Origin of the sequence: Micromonospora sp. NBC_00421 (assembly GCF_036017915.1) — a bacterium.
In the GTDB taxonomy this organism is placed as follows: Bacteria; Actinomycetota; Actinomycetes; order Mycobacteriales; family Micromonosporaceae; genus Micromonospora.
On record NZ_CP107929.1, the window covers coordinates 1,811,204 to 1,829,802 of the forward strand.

An 18,599-nucleotide genomic window follows, 5' to 3' on the forward strand; every position below is an offset into this window, starting at 1 on the left:
GTTGCCCACTGTCGCACGCGGGCCGATGGTGCCGCCGCCCTGGTCCGACGTAACGGTCAGCCCTTCACGGCACCGATCAGCACACCCTTGATGAAGTGCCGTTGGATGAACGGGTAGACCGCGACGATCGGGGCGACGGTGAGCACCACCACCGCCATCTTGATCGCCTCGGTCGGTGGCATCGTCACGCCGCTGCTGCCGCCGGAGGTGTGCGGGGCCTGGCCAGCCAGCAGGTAGCTCTGCAACACCCGCTGGATCGGGTACATGTCGTTTCGGTCCATGAACAGCAGCGCATCGAACCAGACGTTCCAGTAGCTCACCGCGTAGAACAGGCCGACCACGGCGATGACCGCCCGGGACAACGGCAGCACGATCCGCATCAGGGTACGGAAGTGACTGGCCCCGTCGACCCGGGCGCTGTCCAGCAGCTCCTGCGGGATGGCCTGGAAGAATCCCCGCACCACCACCAGGTTGAACACGCTGATCGCCGGCGGCAGGATCAGCGCCCAGATGGTGTCCTTGAGGCCGAGCCCGGTCACCACCAGGTATTTCGGCACCAGCGGCGGGTAGACCAGGAACGGGACCAGGAAGTAGATCAGCAGCCAGCGGTAGCCGACCGAATGCGGCTGGGACAGCCCGTACGCGGCGAGCACCGTCACGGTCAGCGCCAGCGCGCTGCCGATGACGGTGACCAGCGTGCTGATCCACAACGCCCGGGTGACCGCCCCACCGGCGAAGATCGTTTCGTAGGCCGCGGTGTCGATGCCCCGGGGGATGACGACGATGCCGCCGGCCTCGGCGAGGGTCTCCCGGGAGGACAGGCTGGTCACCAGGATCACCCAGAGCGGGAAGAGCACGCTGAGCACGAGCAGGGTCAGGAAGGCGGCCTTGAGCCCCTGGCCGATCCGGGTCGGCGGTTCCTCCCACACGGGCCGACGGTCGCGCCCGGTGCGGGCCCGCAGTGCGACGGTCTCGGTCATTTCGAGTAGATCCCCCGTTCGCCGAGCAGGTGGGCGACCCGGTTGGCGGCCAGGATCAGGCCGAGCCCGATCGCGGCCTTGAACAGGCCGGCCGCCGCCCCGTAGCCGTAGTTCCCGGTGGCGATGGAGAAGTGGTAGACGAAGGTGTCGAGCACCTCGGCGGCCTGCCGGCCCACCGCCTCGCGTTGCAGCAGGAACTGTTCGAAGCCGACCGAGAGGGCGTCACCCAGCCGCAGGATGAGCAGCAGCACGATCACCGGGCGCAGACCGGGCAGGGTGATGTGCCACAGCCGCCGCCACCGGCCGGCGCCGTCGGCCGCCGCCGCCTCGTAGAGGCTGGTGTCGATGGTGGACAGCGCGGCGAGGAAGACGATGGTCCCCCAGCCGACGTCCTTCCAGACCGCCTCGGCGGTGACCAGGATGATGAAGGTGTCCGGGTTGGTCATCACGTTCCACGGCTGCATGCCGGCGTCGCGCATGGTCTGCGCGAGCAGGCCGGCGCCGCCGAGCATGGCGACGAAGAAGCTGACCACCAGCACCCAGCTGAAGAAGTGCGGCAGGTAGACGACGGTCTGCACGAAGCCGCGCCACCGGCTGGAGAGCAGGTTGTGCAGCATGATCGCCAGGAAGATCGGCAGCGGGAAGAAGAAGACCAGCTGGAACGCGGTGATCGCCAGGGTGTTGCGGAGCGCTTCCCAGAAGGCCGAGTCCTCGAAGAGCAGCTGGAACTGGCCGAAGCCGATCCAGTTGCTGCGCGCGAACGCCTGCAGGGGGTTGTCCCCGAGGTAGGGGTTGTAGTCCTGGAAGGCGATGACGTTGCCGAGGATCGGCAGGTAGCTGAAGACCAGCAGGACGAGGAAGCCGGGCGTCACCATGGCCAGCAGTTGCCAGTCCCGCCCGAGCCGGGCGCGCAGCGGCACCCGGCGCCGACGGGCGGGGCGCTGGCGGTGCCTCGCCCGGGTGGGGCCGTCGGGCCGGGTCCGGTCGGACCCGGCCACGACGGTGGTGTCGCGAGTGGTCATCGCCCGGCCTTGGGCAGCGACTTGGCGAGCAGTTCCCGTGCTTCCTCGCCCCCGTTGGCCTTCCACTCCTGCACGATGGCGTCGACGTCGGAGAGCGGCCGGCGGCCGCGCAGCACGTCGGTGAGCTTGTCCTCGGTGGGCACCTGGTTGGCCTTGTACGCGGCCGGCATCTCCAGCTTCACCCCGTCCCAGGGGTCCTTCTCCAGGTACTTCACCATATCGTTGGAGTAGGTCAGGAGGTCCGGCACGTAGTTCGGGGTCTCCGGGTACGGGCCGATGGTGGGGTTGCGACCGCTGATGAAGAAGTACTGGTTGGCGATCTCCTTGAACGCCAGGTCGGTCTTGACCGGCCCGTTCGGCGTGCTGGTGTGGTGCTTGCCCGCCACCCCGTAGTCACGCAGCTGGGCCTCCTGCGAGCCCAGCGGCGCGGAGCACCAGTTCATGATCCGCAGCAGCTCCTCGACCCGCTCCTTGCCCAGCCCCTTCTTGACGAAGGTGAAGGAGATCGGTTCGTCGTCCCCCCAGACCAGCGGGTCGCCGCCGGTGGCGGAGAAGACCGGCACCGGCTGGATGTTGAGCTTGGGGTTGACCTTCTGGTGCTCGGCCTGGGCGCCCTGCCAGAAGCCCACGCCGTTGCGGGTGAAGACGATCGCGCCGTTCTTGGCGAACAGCTGGGCGCTGTCCGCACCTCTGGTGGCGATGATCTCGGGGTGGACCAGACCGTCCTTGTAGATCTTGGCCATCACCTCCAGGGCCTGCCGGTACTCCGGGGTCTCGTACTTGAACTCCGGGGTCCCGTCGGCCTTCAGCCGCCAGCCCTGCTTGGAGGCCGGCACCTTGTGGTACATCTGGATCATGTCGAAGACGTTGTCGAACGCCCACACCTTCTTGGCCGGGTCGGTGACCTGCTTGGCCACGGAGAGCAGGTCGTCGAGCGACGCCGGCACCGCCAGCCCCCGGGCGTCGAGCAGGTCCTTGCGGGTGAACAGCGCCCAGGGGAACGGCCCGTCGGTGGGGTTGGGCACGGCCACCAGCCGCTCGTTCCACAGCGAGTTGCGCCAGGCCCCGGTCGGGAACGAGGCAAGCATCGGGTACGCGGCGGCCGCGTCGCCCTTGAGGTAGTCGGTGAGGTCCTCGAAGAGCACCTTGATCGCCTCGGAGAAGCGCGGGATCTTCTCCACTTCCCAGCCCGGTACGCAGAGCAGGTCCGGGACGTCCCGGGCGCCGAGCATCGCGTTGAGCTTGTCGGCGTAGGTGTTGCCGTCCTGGATGGTGAAGCTGACAGGGGTGCCCAGCTCGGCGTTCACCGCCTGCAGGTAGGCGCTCTGGGTGACCCCGGGCGGGGCCGGTCCCCACGCCGGGGTCATCGCGGTGACCTGCTTGCCGCTGGTGCCGGGCCGTTCGGTGATCGCGTCGACAAGCGAGCTCGGGTACTTCGTGTAGCCGTCGGGCACCGGGCGGGTGCCGATGATGTCGGGCTTGATGCTCTGGGCCAGGTCCTTGTGCGTCGGCAGCAGGTCGGCGAAGGCGTCGAGGTTCTGCGCGGCGCCGGAGCCGGCCGGCTTCTCGGAACACCCGGCGAGCAGCGGGCCGCCGGCGACGGCGGCCGTGCCGAGGCCGACCAGGCCGAGGAAGTGTCGGCGCGAGGCTGTCGAGCCGGGTTTCTGGGGTGTCATCGGTCCCCCTTCGAGAAGGGCTGGGAAGCGGATTCGCAGGCTGAGGTGCAGTAGTTGGTGTGGATGTTAAACAAACTAATGGACGGCGGGAGATTCCGACAAGAGGCATCGATGCCCCGGCCTCGGTGGACCCGGTCCCGACCCGGCCGTCGAGTCGGCCGGGTACGTCCGGTGCCCCCGGACGTCGATGTCGGCCGGTGGTGACGGCGGGAACGGCGGCGCTGTCGACAGGCGGCCCCCCCGCCGGCTGCGTAGGCTGCCCGGATGAGCGCACCGTCCCGCATCCTGGTCTACGGGGTGTACGGCGCGGGCAAGTCCACCCTCGCGGCGGTGCTGGCCGACCGGCTGCGGCTGCCCTGGCACCCGGTCGACGACCTGCTGTGGCAGCCCGGCTGGGTCGAGGTGCCGGTCGCCCAGCAGCGCAGCCGGATCACGCAGATCTGCCGGGGAGAACGCTGGATCCTCGACGGGGCCTACCACGGGTGGCGGGATGTGCCGTTGGCCCGCGCGGACCTGGTCGTCGCCCTGGACTACCCGCGCTGGCGGTCCTTCGGGCGGCTGCTGCGTCGTACCCTCGGCCGGCTGGTGACGGGGGAGGAGATCTGCAACGGCAACCGCGAGTCACTGGGGAGCGTGCTGTCCCGGGAATCGATCCTGGTGTGGCACGTCAGCGCGTTCGGCCGGGCCCGGCGACGGATGCGGGCCTGGCAGGCGGATCCGTCCGGGCCGCCGGTGCTGCTGTTCCGGTCGCCGGCGGAACTGGACCGCTGGGTGGCCGCCCTGCCCCGGCGGTGAGCGGGCCGGGGCAGCCCCCTGCGCCCCGGCCCGTCACTGTCGTGGCGCAGGACCGTTGTCGACGAACCGGAACACCGTGTTCAGGGTGGCGTCGCCCAGCTCTTCGAGGATCAGCCCGCGCTGGTCGGAGTACTGGAGATAGGCGGAGTTGTTGCTGAGGGCATAGGTCTGCTGGCCGCCGTCCGAGCCGTGCGCGACGATCGAGAACAGTTGTCGCGGCTCGGCCGGCGAGCAGGTCGCCGCGACGACGGTGAGCGGGTCGGAGCCCGCCGCCCGGACCTGCCAGCAGGCCCGCTTCCCGTCCGCGTCCGGCTCGGCGGTGCGGACCAGGTAGTTGCCGGACTCCTGCGGCACGAACACGAACAGCCGACGACCCTCGTCGCCATCGACCTCACCGAGCCCCTCGTCGGCGAGCAGGGACACCACGGATTCCACCGCCGAGGACCGGACGAGGACGAACTGGCGTTGGCCGAGCCGCAGCGGGTCGGTGGGCGACGAACTCCGGGGCGCACTGGGCGTGGCACTGGGGGTGGCGCTGGGCGATCCGGACGTCGGTTCACCGGTGTCCGAGGTGTTCGGGGTCGGTTCGGCGGACGGGGTGCCCGGGGTCGGCCCGGCGGACGGGGAGCCCGACGTCGTCCCGTTCGGGCCGGCGGGCAGGGTGGTGTGTGGGGCCCCGGCAAGGCGGACCATGGTGACGCCGGCCCCCAGCGCGCCCACCAGGGCGACCCCCAGCGCGGCGCTCGCGACCTGTCGACGACGACGCCGGCTGTCGCCCCGACGACGGACCTCGGCGACGGCGGCGAGCCGACCGGTCTGTCGGGCGTGCTGGGCCAACCCGCGCAGGGCCTCGTCGAGCGTGTCGTCAGGCCCCATGGCTCCTCCCGCCCGTCGTCTGATGTTCGTCCGCGGTCAGGTGCACGGCCAGGCCCCTGCGTCCCCGGGCCAGCCGGGTCTTGACGGTGTTCGGATTCGCCCGGGTCTCCACGGCGATCTCGGCCACGCTGAGGCCGACCAGATGATGCAGCACGATGGCCCGGCGCTGCTCGGCGGGGATCCGCCGCAACGCGTCGACAAGCACGACGTGGTCGACGGAGACCGAGTCGACCTGCTGCCCGGCCGCCTCCCGCCGGTGCGCCCGGACGCGGTTCACCGCCTTACGCCACGCGCTCACCGCGATCCGGTAGGCGACCTTGCGGACCCATGCCTCGGGGCTGTCGCACTCCCGCACGGTCGACCACCGTCCCCAGGCGCGGGCGTACGCCTCGGCCACCGCGTCCTCGGCCTCGGTACGGCTGCCGACCATCGCGTACACCTGCCCCAGCACCCGCTGAGCCGACGAGGCGTAGAAGGCGTCGAACTCCTCGGTGTCACGCATCGATCAAACTCTCCACCCGACCGGTCACCGCTGATCCCACTCCACCGGGCCAGGGGGCCGCCCTGGCGCGGTCGGATCGGTCGGGGCCGTCCTCCCGTCCGATCCGACCGGCCTGCCGTCAGCGGTTGGCGGGCGCGGGTCCGTTGTCGTTGAACCGGAAGCTGCTCGTCGGCGGGGCGTCACCCAGCTCCTCGAGGATGAGGCCGGAGCGTGCGGAGTTCCGCAGGAACGCCCCGGCGTTGCTGATCAGGTAGGACGGCGTGGTGCCGCTGGTGGCGGTGATGATCTCGAACTGCTGGCGGGGGTCGTCGGCCTTGCAGGTGGCGGCCTGTACGACCAACGGCTGGGTGTTGCCCGGATTATGCACCCGCCAGCAGAGCGGACCCGCACTACCCCGGGCGTACGCCTTGATGAGGTACTTCTGCTGGCCCAGCGGAGTCGGCACGAAGAGCTGCCGGCCCTGGTCGTCGTCGACCTCGGCCAGCCGTCCGGAGTCGGTCAGCGACAGACCGCCCTCGAACGAGCCGACCCGCACGATCGTGTACTGACGGGTGCCGGTGAACCCTCTCGGCGCGGAGCTGGTCTTCGGCGGCGTGGCGGACAGCCCCACCGGGACGGCCGCCGCACCCTGCTCCGGCGCGGCCGCCGGTGCGCCGGGCCCGGTGTCGACCGCGCACGCCGCCAACGCGCCGGTCAGTGCCAGCAACCCGGCACCCGCGATCCATCGTTTCATCGACATTGTCCGCTCCTCGGGGTGGATGATGTGGTCGGTGGGCACGTCGTCGCACCGGCCCGGTGTCGGCCTCGTTGCCCGACTCACCCTTCAGGACGTCCGGCACGGCCACCCGGTTTCCACCCCACCCCACGTTTTTCGGCACCCCCGACGTCGTCCGCGGCGACGGGAGCGGGTGTGGGGCTCAGCCGCCCGGCCGATCACCGATCGCGGGTCGGCCCGCAGCCCGCGGAGCGACACGCGGTGCCGGCCGGCCGATGGGCGGTGCCCGGACGACGAGTTTGGGATGCTGTGCCGGTCCACAGATCGACATCATCCGACCCGAAGGGACCTCTCCGATGGCAAAGGTCATCTCCACGCTGTTCATCTCGGCCGACGGCGTGGCCGAGATCGACCCCGAGTGGCACTTCCCGTACTTCGACGACAACATGGGCCGGGCCGTCACCGAGGACTACGCCACCGCCGACGTGCTGCTCGTCGGCCGGGAGACCTACGACAGCTTCGCCGGGGCGTGGCCCGACCGGGAGGCCGCGGGCGGCGAAGACGCGCCCTTCGCCAAGCAACTCGGCGACCTGCGCAAGGTGGTCGTCTCGCGGCAGCCCCGGGACTTCTCCTGGCGGAACTCCGAACTGCTCGACGGTGAGCTCGTCGCCGCCGTCGCCGCGCTCAAGGACGACCCCGCAGTGGGCGGCATCCTCATTCCCGGGTCGATCTCCGTGGTGCAGCAGCTGCTCGCCGCCGGCCTGGTCGACGAGCTGCGACTGCTCGTGCACCCGGTGGCGGCGCGCAAGGGCCGTCGGCTGTTCGACGAGGGGGAGTCGCCGTACCACCTGCGGGTGACGACGACGGAGGCGTTCCCGACCGGGGTGATCCGGGTGATCTACGTGCCGGCCGACGCGCCCGTCCCGGCCGGTTACGACGAGGCCAAGGAGAATCTGGCGGGAGAGTAGCCGCCCGCCCCGCGCGGACCGCCCGGCCGCCGTGCGCCGCCGGTGTCGCGTGGTGCCGACCCGGTCGGCGGCCCGCGCGGCGTGACGCTGACGGATACGCGATCCTGTTCGTCCGGTCTGTCGTGGCGGTGTCGCCGGTCGGCGTACCGGACTATCGCGTGGATCCGGGTGGCTGTCGGTCCAGCTCGGCGGTGGTGACGCCGCCCTGCGTCCGCAACCAGGCGACCAGCTCGGTGGCGCCGCGCCGGACGGCCGCGTCCAGGGCGGTGCGGTGCTCCCACGGCGGTATCCAGTTGAGCCGGGCACCCCGCTCCCACAGGTAACCGGCGCAGGACTGCCGACCGCCGTGACAGGCTCCCCAGAACGCCACGTCGATCTCGTCCGACGACGGAAGGGTGACGCCGCTGAAGGCCTGCTCCACCCGGTCGAGCAGGCCGAGCGTGGCCGCGTCGGTGAGGGTGGTGCGGGCCCCCCGTACGACGAGCCGGTACGCCGCCCGCCACTGGGCGAAGGCCCGCGCGTCGGCGAGCGGCGTGCCGCCGGCGATCACACCCCCGGGGGCCTCGATGTCGGCACCGGCGTCCAGCAGCGCGTCGACGACGTCCACGTCGTCGCAGCTGGCGGCCCAGTGCAGCGGGGTCTCCTGGTGCGGTCCGACGAACCGGGCGTCGACGTCGGCACCGGCGGCGACCAGGGTGGCCACGGTGGCGGCACCGTGCGGAAACCGGCCCGGCCAGTCGGTGACCACGTGCAACAGCGTGCGGGAGGTGACGCCGGGTCGGTCGACGATGCGCGCGGTGGTCAGCCCCGGGTGTGCGGTGAGCAGCTGCCGCAGCGCGGTGCGGTCGCCGTCGCGGATCGCCCCGGTCACCGCGACCGCCAGCGGATCGTCGACGCTGAGCAGCAGGGGATCAGTCACCTCCGCGACCCTACCTGTCGTCGGGAAGCAGCCGGTCCAACGGCCGGGGACGTGCTCCAGATCGAGGGCGCGCACCAGCGCGACGGCGTATCGCGCCTTACGGCCGCTGGTGGTGCCCAAACTGGAGTTGCCACCGGGAGCCGTAGCGGCTGAGTCGGACCACCGCCAGCGGCGCGACGTCCAGCCGGGGCAGGGTGGCCGTCGGGAGCCGCAGTGCGTGCCCGATCGCCACCCGGACCACCATCGGGTGGGTCACCGCGACCACCCGGACGCCCTGGGCGAGTCGGCAGTCGAGCCAGCCCCCGACGCGTTCGCGTAGCGCGGCGAGGGACTCCCCGCCGTGCGGTGCGGCGTCGGGAGTGTCCCACCACTGCCGCAGCGCGTCGGGGTCCCGCGCCCCCACGTCCGCCAGGCTCTGCCCGGACCAGTCGGCGTACCCGCAGTCGGCCAGCGCGGCCTCGACTGTGGGGCGCAGCCCGAGGGCGTGAGCGGTCTGCACCGCCGCCGGCGCCGGGCTGGTCAGGCAGACGTCGACCGGGCCCAGTGGGCCGCGCCGGTCGGAACCGGCCAGGGCGAGGGCGGCCCGCCGGCCGCCCTCGTCCAGGTCGTCGTCACCCGCGCCGAACACCGCCCGCCGCAGGGCGGCGGTGTGCGCGTGTGCGACCAGCCGCAGGCTGGTCGCGGTCACGCCGGTGTTCCCGCACCGGTCATCGGCTCGCCGGGGTGACAGTCGGAATCCCGCCCGCCCCCGGTCGCCGGTCCAGCCGCCGGCCCTGGCTCATCAGGGCGCTGAACAGCAGGCCGATCGCCGCCCAGAGCACCACCTGGGTACCGAGAGCGGCCAACCGGAAGTTCCACAGCAGAGTCGCGGGGAAGTCGTCCGGCACCTCCTGGAAGGACGGCAGGACGACATACCCGGCACCGGCGACCAGGAGGAAGCCCCCGACGGCCGCGCCGACCCGTTGCCAGACCGGTGCGTCGGGGCGGACCGACCGGTAGCCGAGGGTGCCCGCCCAGACCGCCACCAGACCGAGCACCACCAGGGTCAGGTAGGCGGCGGTGCGTTGGTCGATGGTGTCGGGACTGCCGACCGCCGGGGGGTTGGCCGGATACTTGAGGAACGGCACGAGCACCGCGCCGAGCAGGGCGCCGCCGGCGAGCAGCAGCGCCGACCGGCCGTCGTCCGTGGTCCGCAGGCGACGGCGCAGGAGCGCGTACCCGGTCGCCAGCAGGCCACCCATCGCGGTGCCGAACAGCCCGGTGGCCAGGAACAGGCCGGCCCGCTGGCCGCCCCGGCCCACCAGGGCGTCGGCGTGGTGGTCGTCGGCCACCGGCCCGGTGTGGCTGGCTGCCTCCTCGATCGCGATGGCCGCCTCGATGCGCGGCTCACCGACGAGGTAGCCGAACGCCCCCGCGAGCAGGCCGGCGACGAGACCGGCGAGCAGACCGCGGAGCAGGACGGTGGCGAACGTGGGTGGATTGTGGGTGGGGTTCAGTGGCACGGGACACCGAGCAGGTGCCGGCCGTCGTGCATGAGCTCGTGCAGGTACATGCCACTGCGCGAGACCGCGCCCTGGTCGAACGCGACCAGATAGGTGAGCAGCAGGAGTACGCCGACGACGGCCAGTGCCGCCCAGTACACGCGGGTCGACCCGACGGGGTGCACCAGCGGCTGGGCGGGAGTGGAACTCGACATGGGACACGAACCTTCCCGGGGATGACGCGTCCCCATCGCAAGGCTGCGGACGACCGAGCGTCCTGGCTCGCGGACCCGTCGACGACGGGGACCGCTCACAGTGGCGCGACCGCGCCGGATTCTCACCGGCTTACCTCGCGACGCCGCAGATTTGGATCGACCGTAGCGGCGTGACCCCCGAGCGGTCAATCGTCATCCCGCCGAATGTGAGCAACCGGGGCGGGGACCGGCGCTGCGCGAGTCGACCGCCCCGTCCGACGCCGAGCGGGCGGCCGGACGGGGCGGTCGGTCATCGACCGGCTGGTGCGGGTGAGGTGGGGACGGTGCTGGTACGGCGTCGTCGGCCCACCGCCCCCAGGACGACGTCGACGAGGAGGAAGACGAGCAGGGTGAGCCCGATCAGCGGCAGCGCCCAGCCGACCGCCACGACCAGTGGTGTGCCGACGATCAGGACGCCGCGCGGAAGGCCGCGTACGCCGCCGCGGGCCGGTGGGGTGCCGGTGAGGGCGCGGCGGTCGGCGCGGGTGGGCCGGCGTTGCCACCACATGCGGTAGCCCCAGACGATGACGCAGAGCAGCCCGAGGGCCAGCGCGGCGAGCAGGATCTGGTTGAGCGGTCCGAAGAGCACCCCCATGTGCGCCTGGATGCCGAGACCACTGAGCTTGGCCAGCAGTGGCCAGTCGGCGAAGTCGCTGCGGGCGGTGACCGTGGCCGTGGTGGGGTCGACGGCGACCCGGTCCTTCGCGACCGGCCAGACGTTGTCGACCTGCGTGACGGTCCAGGCCGAGCCCGGTTCCGGCGCCGGGGCGATCTCGACCGGGCCGGTCAGACCGGCCGTACGGGCGGCGGTCAGGACCCGGTCGAAGGCGGCCGATTCGACCACCCCACCCGCTCCGGCCGCCTCGTGGTGACCACCACCGGTGTCGGCCGGGGCGGTGGGCGCGGCGGTGAGGGCGGTGGAGATCTGCGGGGCGCGGGCGTCGAGCGCGTCGAGGCCGGCACCGAAGTTGGCCCCGGCGTACCGGGACCAGGTCAGCCCGGTCGCGGAGAGGAACAGCAGGCCGACGGTGAGCCAGACGCCGACGGTGGCGTGCCAGCCCCGGGTCCGCCGTACCCCTCTGGCGGTGGACAGATCCGGCACGAGCAGGTGCCGGACGGTGGCCCGGGAGGCGCGGCGGCGACGCCACCACAGTACGACCCCGCCGAGCGCGATGACCCACAGCCAGCTCGCGGCCAGCTCCGAGTAGTGCCGGCCCACCACCCCCAGATGCAGGTTGCGGTGCAGGTCGTCCAGCCAGGTGGTGGCCGGCGTGGACCCGAACCAGGTGGTCAACTGCCCCTGCACCCGGCCCGTGAACGGGTCGACGTATACGGTGTGCTGCTTCTCGCCCAGCTCCGGCGCCGAGAACACCACCCGGGTGGTCCGGTCGTCCGCACCGGGCTGCACCGCGGCGACGCTGCCGTAGGGGTGCGCGTTGCGTGCTGCCCCGACCTGGTCGGCCACCGGCAGCCGACGCTCACCCACCTGGGCCACCGTCAACCGGTCGCCGTAGAGCATCCCGTCCACCTGCGGAGCCACCGTGTAGGCGAGTCCGGTCAGCGCGGCGACCACCAGGAACGGCGCGACCAGCACACCGGCGTAGAAGTGCAACCGCAGCAGCAGCGCACCGAACGGGGAGGTACCTCGGGCCGACCGGGCGGGTGGGTCGGCGGTGGTGGCGGCGGGCTCCGGCGTCGACGGGCCGGACAACTCGGTGACAGACATGTTCTTCCGATCGGAATTGTCGGGATACACCCGGTGGTCGTTCCCCGTGCATGCGTGCGGGTCGGCCGGGTCCGTGGTGTCGGCCTCGCCCGGAGAGGTAGTCGGCGCGAGCGCCGCCATGGTTCCCGGGAATGTCCGGACGGGACGGGTCCGTCGAGGGTCCGGTGCCTGGTGGCGGCCCGTGCCGTCGCGGCTGTCGACATCGGAGGGTCCGGTCCCGGCGTACGGGTGGACGCCTGACCTCAGCGGCGAAGCGGGCGGCGTCGCCACCACACCAGGCCCGCGACCACCGCCAGGACGACCACCGCGCTGCCGGCGACGGCGGTGCCCGGACCACCACCGGTGTCCCCGGCCGCGGCGGTGACCGGGCCGCCCGACGCCGTCGGGGGAGCGGCCGTCGGCGCGGCACGGCCGGCGGGGTCGGCCACGGTGAACGGGTACGACCCCTGCACCGGATGCCCGTCGGCGGAGACCACCCGGTAGGCGACGGTGTACGTCCCGTTGGGCAGTGGGTCGGTCACCTGGACGGTGCTCTTCGTTCCGGTGACCACCGGATCGCCGGTGGGGACCCGCCGTTTCGTCCCGTCGGTGAGCACGATGGTGGTGAAGGTCGGGTCCAGCCGTGCCATGAATTCCAGCGTGATCTCGGCCGGCGCGCTCGGCAGCGTCGCCTCCCGGGCCGGGGAGGCCGAGCGGAGGCTGTTGTGCGCCCACGCCGGCGTTGCGGCGACGAGCAGCGCCAGCACGGCGGCCGACAGCGCGGCGGCGAACCGGACGACGGCGGGGCGGATCGGCGTGGTGATCATGATGCTCCGGGTGGGCTGGTTCATCCGAGCACCTGTTGGCCGATCCAGCCGTCGGGTGGGCAGCCGGGTGGGATGGCGAAGACGGCGGAGCCGATCGGGGTGGTCCACTCGTTGAGCAGGTCCCGGTCGGCGAGCCGGCGTTGGATTGGCAGGAACTGGTTGGTGATGTCGGCCTGGTAGGCGGCGAAGATCAGTCCACTGTCGGCGTGCCCCTGCGGGGTGGGGGTGCCGTCGTAGTTGTAGGGGCGGCGCAGGATCCTCAGCCGGTCGTCGGTGACGTGGGCCCGGGTGAGGTGGGAGAAGTCGGGGATGACGGTGAGACCGTCCTCGCCGACGGCGGCGAAGTCGGGTTCGTCGTGTTCGTCGGTGCCGGTGAGCGGGGCCCCGGTGTCGAGGCGGCGGCCGATGGCCAGCTCCCGGTCGGTGCGGCCGAGCAGGTCCCAGGTCTCCAGGTTCATCCGGATCCGGCGTACCACCAGGGTGGTGCTGTCCTTGAGCCAGGCCGGGCCGTCGGGCACCCAGACGGCGGTGTCCAACGGGGTGCCGGGGCGGGGGTTGGCGGTGCCGTCGAGTTGGCCGAACAGGTTGCGTTGGGTGTGGCCGGCGGGTTCGACGCCGGGGCTGCGCCGGAAACCCTGCTGCACCCAGCGGACGGTGGCGAAGGGCCGGCTGTCCTTGATCAGCACCCGCTGGGCATGGGCGACGGTGACCGCGTCGTCGGCGCAGATCTGCACCAGCAGGTCGCCGCCGGACCAGGCCTGTTGGAGCCGGTCGATCCGCAGCGCCGGCAGGTCGACCACCGAGGTCGGTCGCCGGTCGTCGACGCCGGCCGCCCGGTAGAGGCCCGGCCCGAAACCGAAGGTCACCGTGAGTCGGGCGGGCAGCAGCCCGAGTTCCGCCTCGGTGTCGGCCAGCGCCGGCCGGCCCTGGGTGAGTCGGGCGGCGTCGTCGCTGAGCAGCCGCAGCAACCGGCCCAGCGCCGCCCGGTCGGTTCCGGGCCGCAGGGTGAACGCGACGAACGCGCCGTGGGCCTGCGGCTCGGTGGCCACCCCTGCCTGCCGGGGGCCGTGGAACGGCTCGACCAGGCTGCCGACGGCCGCGACGGGCGTGATGTCGGGGGTGGCCTGTGGTGGTGCTGCACTGTCCTCGGCACGGATCGCGGTGACGGCGGCTGCTCCGGCGAGGGCTCCTCCGGCGGCCATGACCCCGCCGGTGAGCAGGCCGCGCCTGCTCACCGGCCGGGCGGGTGGCGTGTCCGTCACGACGCCGGGCTCATGCTCATGGTCGGCGTGGCGCTCATACCGGGCATGGGCTGGCCGTGACCCGGGGCGTAGCTCTCCTGCGCGCCGGTGAACGGCTTGGCCACGGCGGTGAACTGCTGGGTCCTGCCGTCGGCGAAGGTCAGGGTGAACGTCAGCTCGTCGCCGGCCTGCACGGGCTTGGCCAGGTTCATCAGCATGAGGTGGTCACCGCCGGGCTCCAGCGCGTGCGTGCCCTTCGCCTTGATCACGATGCCGCCCTGCTTCTGCTGCATGACCATCTTCCCGTCCTTCATGGTCATCTCGTGCAGCTCCATCGGGGACACCGACGTGGTGGCACCGGTCAGCGTCACATCCGCGTCGCCGTCGTTGACCAGGGTCCCGAAGGCCGCCGTCATCCCCTTGTCGGCCGCCTTCACCCACGGGTCGCGAATACCGACCACCCCTGCGGCCGTACCCGCCGAGGCCGCGGCAGAGGCGCTCGACTGCGGGCCCGACGCCGGGTCGGCCGGACCGCAGCCGACGACGCCGACCGCCAGCAACGCTGCGGTGGTGAGGATGACCGACGAGCGTCGATTCGAGCCGAGTGGGCCGGTGGGGCGCATGGGTTTCTTCCTCCGTTGTCCTGATGATCTGTCCCGTTGGTCGGTCACCGGGCACCGAAAGTTCCGGCCGGGCGGGATTGTGAAGTTCCGGCCGGGCGGATCGTCGTTCCGTCGGGCGGGCCGGGCGACGGCCGGTCAGGCCGCCGACCGGTCGCGGACCCGCGCCGAACCCGGGTGCGGGGGCAGCAGGCGCAGCGTCGGCGTGGCGGCGGCGGGCACGTCGTTCGCGGTGAGCCGCCAGGCGGGACGGTCGCCGTGGCCACGCCCGGCCGGACCGTCCGGTCGCCACCGGGGCCGGGACAGGGCGACCACGATCAGGTAACCGGTGAGCAGGAAACCGTGACTGACCAGCCGGGTCGGATCCACCCGGCCGGTCACCAGGTCGTTGGCCGAGAGCAGCACGAGCGCCCCCACGAAGGCGCTCAGGGTCGGCAGGAGCCCGCTGGTCGGGGTGCGCCGGGCCGCGACGAAGAGGAAGCCCGCGCCGACGGCGATGTTCCACGCCGCCGACTCGTGCCACAGGTGCCCGGACGCCAGTGCGTCGAGGGCGCCGTGGGCGTGGCCGCCGACCGTCGGGCCCCGACCCACCTGCGCCAGCCCCAGCACCAGTTGCAGGGCGCCGATGAGGGCCAGCCCGGTGCGCAGGGTGAGCACGAGTCGGTCCCGGAGCCGCCGGGGCGCGGGGAGCGCGGCCAGGACGACGTCGGCGAGGTCGGGCCCGGTTGGGTCGATGGTCGGACGTTGCCGGTCGGGAGCGGGTGCGGCGATCGTGAACCGTTGCCGGTCCGGACCGGGGGAGGAGAGCGTCAGACGGGACCGCCGGGTCACCGTCGCGGCCTTGTCACACCAGTCCCGGCAGTCCGCGCACCGGTCCAGGTGGGCGTCGGCCGCGAGCCGTTCGGCAGGGGTCTCCTCGCCGTCCAACTGCGCCGACAGGATCTCACGCCACTGCTCACACCCCATGTACCGATAGTCGGACCGCAGGGCGTCGTGGTTCCCCGCCGCCTTCCCTGATCTGCCGTGGCGGCCCAGGTCACCGGTCAGCCGGCGGCGCTTCCCGGCCTGCGTCGGATCGACTGCGGGTTGCCGTCGACCGCCGCGACGAGATCTTCCCGGGCCCGCGCGACCCGGGAGCGGATGGTGCCGACCGGGCAGCCACAGACCTCGGCCGCCTCGGCGTAGGACAGGCCGAGGACCTGGGTGGCGACGAACGCCTCCCGACGGTCGTCGGGCAGGGCCAGCAGCAGGTCGTTGAGGACCACCTCGCCGTCGAAGCCGCTGCCCCGGGTGTCGGGCGTGTCGTGCCACTCGGACAGCGGGACTGTCCGTGGCCGGGAGGTGGCGGCGCGGACGTGGTCGACGGCGGTGCGGCGGGCGATGCCGAGCAGCCAGGTGCGGGCCGACGACCGGGCGGCGAACGATGGTAGCGAGCGCATGGCCCGCAGGTACGTCTCCTGGGTGAGGTCGTCGGCCTCGGCCGGGCTGATCAGGTGGGCGACGAACCGTCGTACGTGCTGCTGGGTCGCCCGGATGAACCGGGCAGCGGCGTCCCGGTCACCCCGACCCGCAGCCAGCGCCCACGCGGTGATCTCCGCGTCGTCGTCGGTCACCTGCCACCTCCGTGTCCGGTTCTGCCGGCCGCCATGGTCCAGCGCCGCCCCATCAGCCGTCACGACGGGGTGTAGTAGGTCCCGGGTGAGCGTACGGCATACCCCGCGTCACCCCCGCCCACTGGTACGGACGGAAGCCGACGGCGGATCACCTCCGGGCGCAGGCCGTCGGGTGGGATGCCCGCCGGGAACGGTGGCACAGCCGTGGGCGAGTTTTGAACACGGGAACTCGATGTTGGGTGCTCGTGACCAAAACTTTTGCCATCTGCGTAAAAAGTTCGTGAACTGTTGCGCGAAGTCCACGCTTCGTGAGGATGATCCGATGCGCCGTCTCCCTCCGACCTGCGGACCCGTCGGACGTGCCCTCGCGGGCCTGTTCGCGTCCGTGCTCGCCGCAGCGATCGTCTTCCTGCCCACCCCCGGGCCGGCACAGGCACACGGCACCCTGGCGATGTCCACCCCGGCCGCCGGCGCCACGGTGGCCGAGCCGCTGACGGAGGTGGAGCTCTACTTCACCGAGCAGGTCGCCGCCAACGCGTACTTCACCGTCACCGGCCCCGGCGGCGGTCGGGTCGACGCCGGCTGGCGGCACGGCTCGCCCCGGCCCCTGGACAAGCCGGTACGGGAGTACCTGCTGGTCAACGGGAAGTTCGAGCCCAAGGAGTACAGCACGGGGTTCCCTGCGGTGGTGACCCTCGCCCACCTTCCGGCGGCGGGGCAGTACGCGGTGAGCTACCTGTCGGTGGCCTCCGACGGCGAGCCGGTGCGGGGCACGATGAGCTTCCGGTACACCGGCCGGTCGACCGCCGCGCCGCAGGGTTGGCGTCCACCGGTCGACCAACCGGACCCGGCGCTGGTGGCCGCCGCCGAGCAGCACGCGACCTCCGGACACGCCGGCGGCCCGGCGGCGTCCGCGGTGCCGACGGCCCCCTCGACGGCCGCCGCCCCCGTGGCTCCGCCGGCCGCCGCCCCCGACGACGACGAGGGTGGCCTCGGGTGGTTGGTGTGGGCCGGCGGCGCGGTGCTGGTGGTGGCGGCGGTCGGTTACGCGGGCTGGCGTCGTCGCCCGGTTCCTGCCGGTCGACCGGCAGGCCGGGCGGGCGGTCGCTCCGGCGGCCGGTCGCGCGTGCCGGGTACGACCCCCCGGCGGGGTGCCGCCGCCCGTGCCGGACGGCCCGGGACGGTAGCCGGTCGCAAGGGCGCGGCCCGTACCGCCGCCACCGCCGCCCCACATGCCGCCGGCTCGCGTCCTGCCGTCACCGCCGCCTCGCGTGCGACCACCACCTCACGTGCCACCACCGTCGCCCCGCGGGCCAGGGTGGACGACCGGCTGGCAGTGGTGGCCGACGACGGTGCTGCCCCGACCGGTGACGGAGCACTGGCCGGTGACGGTGTCGTTCCGGCTGGCGGCGGTGCCGCCCCGACAGGTGACGGTGTCGGCCCGGCCCCCGGTTCTCGGCTGGGTAACCGGAACCTCGCGTTGCTGGTGGGGGGCCTGGTGGTGGCCCTGCTGGCCGGCTTCGGGCTGGGGCGGATCAGTCCCACCGCGCCGCCGCCCACCCGGGCCGCCGGCACGCCGCTGTCCACCGGGCCGGTGCTCTCGGCGGGGGACGGACACCAGCACGGGGCGGGCACCGGACCGCACACCCATCCCGGTGACGGGGGTGGGACCCAGGTGACCGGGATGTCGGTCAACGCCGGGGGCTACACGGTGCAACCGACGGCCCGGTCCCAGCCGGCGGGCGTACGGGCGGACTACCGGTTCCGGATCGTCGGCACCGACGGACAGCCGGCGACCCGCTTCGCTGTCGTCCACGACAAGCAGCTGCACCTGGTCGTGGTGGGTCGGGACCTGAGCGGTTACCAGCACCTGCACCCGACGATGGAGGCGGACGGCACCTGGACCGTCCCGCTGACGCTGGCCCGGCCCGGCGGCTACCGCATCTATGCGGACTTCTCGGTGACCGGTGCCGACGGCAGCACGTTGCCGCTGGTCCTGGGCGTCGACCACCAGGTCCCCGGTGCGCACGACCCGGTCCCGCTGCCGCCGGCCGCGCCCCGGGCGACGGCCGGGCCGTTCACGGTGACGATGGCCGGCACGCCCACGGTGGGCGTGACGGTGCCGCTGTCCTTCCGGCCCGACGGGGTCGACCCGGCGCGTCTGGAGCGCTACCTGGGGGCGTACGGGCACCTGGTCGTGGTGCGGGAGGGCGACCTCGGTTACGTGCACGTCCACCCGGAGCCGGAACTGGTGGACGGGGCGGTCCGGTTCTGGCTGACGGCACCGAGTGCGGGTCGGTACCGGGCGTTCTTCGACTTCCAGGTCGACGGGAAGGTGCACACCGCGCAGTACACGCTCGACCTGGCCTGAGCGCCGGCCGGGCCGGGGGCCGGCCGGTCGGGCA

The 18,599-nt window shown here is 72.7% G+C and carries 19 protein-coding genes and 1 riboswitch; of the genes, 3 read left to right on the plus strand and 16 right to left on the minus strand.

The window, feature by feature from the left end:
* Positions 1 to 56: 56 nt before the first annotated feature.
* Genes OHQ87_RS07845 through OHQ87_RS07855 form a run of 3 tightly spaced genes read right to left on the minus strand, consistent with a single transcriptional unit; the run spans position 57 to position 3,678 of the window.
* Complete coding sequence (locus tag OHQ87_RS07845) at positions 57 to 980, minus strand: carbohydrate ABC transporter permease (RefSeq protein WP_328346379.1); 924 nt, start codon at positions 978 to 980, stop codon at positions 57 to 59.
* Complete coding sequence (locus tag OHQ87_RS07850) at positions 977 to 2,002, minus strand: ABC transporter permease (RefSeq protein ID WP_328346381.1); 1,026 nt, start codon at positions 2,000 to 2,002, stop codon at positions 977 to 979. Before OHQ87_RS07850 ends, OHQ87_RS07845 begins: the two co-directional genes overlap by 4 nt.
* Positions 1,999 to 3,678 (minus strand): extracellular solute-binding protein, encoded by a 1,680-nt coding sequence (locus tag OHQ87_RS07855; RefSeq protein WP_328346382.1) that lies wholly within the window; start codon positions 3,676 to 3,678, stop codon positions 1,999 to 2,001. Before OHQ87_RS07855 ends, OHQ87_RS07850 begins: the two co-directional genes overlap by 4 nt.
* Before the next feature lie 264 nt (positions 3,679 to 3,942).
* Here OHQ87_RS07855 and OHQ87_RS07860 point away from each other — a divergent pair, with 264 nt between their 5' ends.
* Positions 3,943 to 4,473 carry an adenylate kinase gene (locus OHQ87_RS07860; protein ID WP_328346384.1) on the plus strand — a complete coding sequence of 177 codons (531 nt, stop codon included), beginning with the start codon at positions 3,943 to 3,945 and terminating at the stop codon, positions 4,471 to 4,473.
* Between the two features lie 33 nt (positions 4,474 to 4,506).
* Here OHQ87_RS07860 and OHQ87_RS07865 read toward each other — a convergent pair whose 3' ends face one another.
* The 3 genes from OHQ87_RS07865 to OHQ87_RS07875 form a co-directional block, all read right to left on the minus strand.
* Positions 4,507 to 5,349, minus strand: a complete 843-nt coding sequence (locus OHQ87_RS07865; protein WP_328346386.1) for a hypothetical protein — start codon at positions 5,347 to 5,349, stop codon at positions 4,507 to 4,509.
* Positions 5,339 to 5,851, minus strand: a complete 513-nt coding sequence (locus OHQ87_RS07870) for a sigma-70 family RNA polymerase sigma factor (RefSeq protein ID WP_328346388.1) — start codon at positions 5,849 to 5,851, stop codon at positions 5,339 to 5,341. The genes OHQ87_RS07865 and OHQ87_RS07870 overlap by 11 nt, the downstream gene beginning before the upstream one ends.
* A gap of 118 nt (positions 5,852 to 5,969) precedes the next feature.
* On the minus strand, positions 5,970 to 6,590 hold the full coding sequence (locus OHQ87_RS07875; RefSeq protein WP_328346390.1) for a hypothetical protein: 621 nt from the start codon (positions 6,588 to 6,590) through the stop codon (positions 5,970 to 5,972).
* 332 nt (positions 6,591 to 6,922) lie between these two features.
* Between OHQ87_RS07875 and OHQ87_RS07880 the strand changes: the two genes are divergently transcribed.
* Entirely contained in the window at positions 6,923 to 7,534 is a 612-nt protein-coding gene (locus tag OHQ87_RS07880; RefSeq protein WP_328346392.1) for a dihydrofolate reductase family protein, read from the plus strand.
* Between the two features lie 151 nt (positions 7,535 to 7,685).
* On the opposite strand, the gene OHQ87_RS07885 is transcribed toward OHQ87_RS07880, so the two are convergent.
* The 10 genes from OHQ87_RS07885 to OHQ87_RS07930 all read right to left on the minus strand — a co-directional run bounded on the left by OHQ87_RS07885 (position 7,686) and on the right by OHQ87_RS07930 (position 16,194).
* On the minus strand, positions 7,686 to 8,453 hold the full coding sequence (locus tag OHQ87_RS07885) for an ankyrin repeat domain-containing protein (RefSeq protein ID WP_328346394.1): 768 nt from the start codon (positions 8,451 to 8,453) through the stop codon (positions 7,686 to 7,688).
* Between the two features lie 97 nt (positions 8,454 to 8,550).
* Positions 8,551 to 9,141, minus strand: coding sequence for a histidine phosphatase family protein (locus tag OHQ87_RS07890; RefSeq protein WP_328346396.1), 591 nt, complete (start codon positions 9,139 to 9,141; stop codon positions 8,551 to 8,553).
* A gap of 19 nt (positions 9,142 to 9,160) precedes the next feature.
* The gene (locus OHQ87_RS07895) at positions 9,161 to 9,955 is read right to left on the minus strand and encodes a CbtA family protein (RefSeq protein WP_328346398.1); all 795 of its coding nucleotides are present in this window, start codon (positions 9,953 to 9,955) and stop codon (positions 9,161 to 9,163) included.
* Entirely contained in the window at positions 9,946 to 10,149 is a 204-nt protein-coding gene (locus tag OHQ87_RS07900; RefSeq protein ID WP_328346400.1) for a CbtB domain-containing protein, read from the minus strand. Before OHQ87_RS07900 ends, OHQ87_RS07895 begins: the two co-directional genes overlap by 10 nt.
* Positions 10,150 to 10,183: 34 nt before the next feature.
* Positions 10,184 to 10,325, minus strand: a riboswitch (cobalamin riboswitch).
* Between the two features lie 113 nt (positions 10,326 to 10,438).
* A complete protein-coding gene (locus tag OHQ87_RS07905; protein ID WP_328346402.1) occupies positions 10,439 to 11,914 on the minus strand; it encodes a PepSY-associated TM helix domain-containing protein in 1,476 nt (491 codons plus the stop codon).
* Between the two features lie 242 nt (positions 11,915 to 12,156).
* Positions 12,157 to 12,720 carry a copper resistance CopC family protein gene (locus OHQ87_RS07910; protein ID WP_442930803.1) on the minus strand — a complete coding sequence of 188 codons (564 nt, stop codon included), beginning with the start codon at positions 12,718 to 12,720 and terminating at the stop codon, positions 12,157 to 12,159.
* A 20-nt stretch (positions 12,721 to 12,740) separates the two neighbouring features.
* The gene (locus OHQ87_RS07915) at positions 12,741 to 13,955 is read right to left on the minus strand and encodes a Dyp-type peroxidase (protein ID WP_442930805.1); all 1,215 of its coding nucleotides are present in this window, start codon (positions 13,953 to 13,955) and stop codon (positions 12,741 to 12,743) included.
* A 23-nt stretch (positions 13,956 to 13,978) separates the two neighbouring features.
* On the minus strand, positions 13,979 to 14,584 hold the full coding sequence (locus tag OHQ87_RS07920) for a copper chaperone PCu(A)C (protein WP_328346408.1): 606 nt from the start codon (positions 14,582 to 14,584) through the stop codon (positions 13,979 to 13,981).
* A gap of 135 nt (positions 14,585 to 14,719) precedes the next feature.
* Positions 14,720 to 15,547 carry a zf-HC2 domain-containing protein gene (locus OHQ87_RS07925; RefSeq protein ID WP_328346410.1) on the minus strand — a complete coding sequence of 276 codons (828 nt, stop codon included), beginning with the start codon at positions 15,545 to 15,547 and terminating at the stop codon, positions 14,720 to 14,722.
* Positions 15,548 to 15,624: 77 nt separating this feature from the next.
* A complete protein-coding gene (locus OHQ87_RS07930) occupies positions 15,625 to 16,194 on the minus strand; it encodes a sigma-70 family RNA polymerase sigma factor (protein ID WP_328346412.1) in 570 nt (189 codons plus the stop codon).
* Positions 16,195 to 16,516: 322 nt separating this feature from the next.
* Between OHQ87_RS07930 and OHQ87_RS07935 the strand changes: the two genes are divergently transcribed.
* Entirely contained in the window at positions 16,517 to 18,565 is a 2,049-nt protein-coding gene (locus tag OHQ87_RS07935; protein ID WP_328346414.1) for a copper resistance CopC family protein, read from the plus strand.
* The last annotated feature ends 34 nt before the right edge of the window (positions 18,566 to 18,599 follow it).